Below are 1,015 nucleotides of genomic sequence, written 5' to 3'. Positions count from 1 at the left end.
ACCGGCGCCATGGCCCACATCCCCCTCCCCCACCACCAGATCAACCTCGAAGCCGACGTTCACGTTGCCGCCATCAACGGGCCAGCCTCCACCACCGTCTCCGGCACGCCACAGGCCATCCGCGCTCTCATCGACCATTACAAAACCCAGGGTGTCGATGCCCGCCTGATCCCGGTCGACTACGCCTCCCACTCACCCCACATCGACCCACTACACGCCCACATCACCGAACAACTCACCGACATCACCCACCACCACGCGAACATCCCGTTCCACTCCACCGTCACCACCAACCAAACCGACACCACCACCCTCACCGCCGACTACTGGCACACCAACCTCCGCCACACCGTCCAACTCCAGCCCACCATCGAAAAACTCCTCACCACCGGCCACACCACCTACATCGAAATCAGCCCCCACCCCACCCTCACCCCCGCCATCCAACAAACCCTCGAGCAAAACGAAACGCTCGCTCACATCATCCCCACTATCACCAAAAAACACGGCACCCTCACCGAATTCCTCAACAACACCGCACAACTACACACCCACCACCACACCGCCAACTACACACCACCAAAACGAACAACAACAATCTCTCTTCCCACCTACCCCTTCCAACGCAAGACCTACTGGATCACCGCAAACAACGCAAACAACAAACCCGAAGATCTGGGGCAACAAGCTACGGACCACCCGCTTCTCGCCGCCTGTATCCAAACACCCAGCACCGACGGCTACCTGTTCACCGGCAGGATCTCAACGCGTACGCACCCTTGGCTCAACGATCACGCCGTCAACAACACCGTCCTGCTTCCCGGCACCGCCTTCGTGGATCTGGCCATACACGCCGGCACCCGTGCCGGAACCCCTTACATCGAGGAACTCACCCTCGAAAGCCCCCTCACCATCCCTGAGCACGACCCGATCGACATCCAGATCACCCTCGAACCCCCCGACCAGGGCCGCCGGACCATCACCATCCACTCCCGCCCAGCCGACACCGAACCCG

Annotated in this window: 1 protein-coding gene; it reads left to right on the top strand. The window is 61.1% G+C overall.

Translation table 11 applies throughout. The annotated features are described in order from the left end of the window. A partial coding sequence (locus ABEA10_RS18310) for an acyltransferase domain-containing protein (protein ID WP_345465184.1) occupies positions 1-1,015 on the top strand: 1,015 nt, incomplete at both ends.

Origin of the sequence: Actinoallomurus oryzae (assembly GCF_039541955.1) — a bacterium.
In the GTDB taxonomy this organism is placed as follows: Bacteria; Actinomycetota; Actinomycetes; order Streptosporangiales; family Streptosporangiaceae; genus Actinoallomurus; species Actinoallomurus oryzae.
The sequence above is the reverse complement of the archived record's forward strand: the minus strand, read 5'-3'. Positions and strand labels throughout refer to the sequence as shown.